The following is a 1,605-nucleotide window of genomic DNA, read 5'->3' on the forward strand; positions in this document are numbered from 1 at the left end:
GTCCCCGCCCCTGAGACGACCGGCGGGGCCACGAGCACACGCTCCAAGGCGCCAACCGGCCACCAGATCATCACTCTCGCCGGCCTGGCCGCCATGGTCGTCGGTACGGTCGCCTTCGGCATCGACATCGGCATCCTCGCCACGACGGTCGCGGCCCTCCTCGCCATCGTGGACCCGGCCGAAGCGAAGGCCTCGTTGACCGACGTCAGTTGGAGCACGGTCGTGCTCGTCGGCGGCGTCATCACGTACATCAACGTCCTGGAGACCGCGGGCACGGTGGAGTTCACCAGCGAGGCGATCATGGGACTCGGGTCCCCGCTCCTCGCCGTGCTGCTCCTCTGCTACCTGTCCGGCATCGTCTCGGCCCTTGCGTCGTCGATCGGCACCATCGGGATCGCGATGGCCATCGCCTCCCCGCTGATGGCGTCCGGTGAGCTCGGCGTGCTCGGCGTCGCAGCGGCACTCTCCATCGCGGCGACCGTCGTGGACGTCAGCCCGTTCTCCACCAACGGCGCCCTGGTCCTCGCGAACGTCGACGCCGACCACCGAGAGGCCTTCTACCAGCGGATGTTGGTCTACGCGGGGCTGATCGTCCTCCTCGCCCCACTCGCCGCCTGGGCGTTCGCCTTCCTGCCCGGGTGAGCACGTACGTGCTGCTGTCCAAGGCCGGCCCTCACGCCAAGCTGAGGAACAACTTCTCCAACTCCGCCTCGGACAACGGCGGCCGGTCGTCGTCGCCCGCGGCGAGACACTCCCGCATCCCGCTCGCGATGATCTTGAAGCCCGCCCGGTCGAGGGCGCGGGAGACCGCGGCGAGCTGAGTGACCACGTCCTTGCAGTCCCGGCCCGCCTCGATCATCGTGATGACGCCCGCGAGCTGGCCCTGCGCGCGGCGCAGCCGGTTCAGGACAGCGGTCATGGTCTCGTCGTTCGTGGTGCTCATGGCGGCGGCTCCTGCTTGTTCCTTTTCCGTACGCCTGTGGCTCAGGCGCTCAGGGCGGCGCGAGCCGCGTCGAGGTGCTCGGGGCGCGGCCGGTTGACCGGCAGCTTGCCCAGGACCGTGGCCATGCCGCAGGTGCCGCTGAGGCCGGAGTACACCAGGCCACTGGCGATGGCGGCGGACAGCAGCCGGGCGCGCGGGGCGCGCAGGCCGAGAGTGAGACCGGTCAGTACGAGCGCACCCGCCGCGAAGCGGACCTGCCGGTCCATCGCCCAGACACGGCGTTCCCCGAGGTCGGGGGCGGTCTCCACGGGAAGCCCCGCGGCCTGCCAGGCGGCGGTACCGCCCTCCAGACCGGCCGCCTCGATCCCGGCCTCGTCGAGCTGCTCGCAAGCCGTACGGGAGCGGACCCCCGAGGCGCAGACCACGGCCAGCCCACGTCGGCGCGCGGCCTGGCGGAGCTCGGGCAGCAGCTCGGACAGCGAGTCGAGCGGGATGCTGACGGCGCCGGGGACATGGCCCTGGGCGTACTCGGAGGCGGCGCGGACGTCGATCACGAGGACGCCGTCGGCGATACGGGACTCCAGCTGGGCCGGGGTGAGGGCGGCGGTCACGAGTGTCATCAGGGGGTGTTTCCTTCCGGTTCAGGCGGCGAGGGGTGCGGG

3 protein-coding genes are annotated in these 1,605 nt (G+C 71.5%); 1 reads left to right on the forward strand and 2 read right to left on the reverse strand.

What is annotated here, in order from left to right:
- Window positions 1-642: SLC13 family permease (locus GUY60_RS37515; RefSeq protein ID WP_376771368.1), on the forward strand; the 642-nt coding region annotated here is incomplete at its 5' end.
- A 31-nt stretch (window positions 643-673) separates the two neighbouring features.
- On the opposite strand, the gene GUY60_RS37520 is transcribed toward GUY60_RS37515, so the two are convergent.
- Together GUY60_RS37520 and GUY60_RS37525 are read right to left on the reverse strand one after the other, a co-directional pair.
- Window positions 674-943: a metal-sensitive transcriptional regulator gene (locus tag GUY60_RS37520; RefSeq protein WP_161705971.1), complete on the reverse strand. Its 270-nt coding sequence runs from the start codon at window positions 941-943 to the stop codon at window positions 674-676.
- A 41-nt stretch (window positions 944-984) separates the two neighbouring features.
- On the reverse strand, window positions 985-1,563 hold the full coding sequence (locus GUY60_RS37525; protein WP_161705972.1) for a rhodanese-like domain-containing protein: 579 nt from the start codon (window positions 1,561-1,563) through the stop codon (window positions 985-987).
- Window positions 1,564-1,605: the final 42 nt, after the last annotated feature.

This window comes from Streptomyces boluensis, from assembly GCF_009908195.1.
Classification (GTDB): Bacteria; Actinomycetota; Actinomycetes; order Streptomycetales; family Streptomycetaceae; genus Streptomyces; species Streptomyces boluensis.

Coding starts and splice junctions, on each gene's coding strand:
- GUY60_RS37520 (WP_161705971.1), bottom strand. CDS start 943: ATGAGCACCACGAACGACGAGACCATGACCGCTGTCCTGAACCGGCTG.
- GUY60_RS37525 (WP_161705972.1), bottom strand. CDS start 1,563: ATGACACTCGTGACCGCCGCCCTCACCCCGGCCCAGCTGGAGTCCCGT.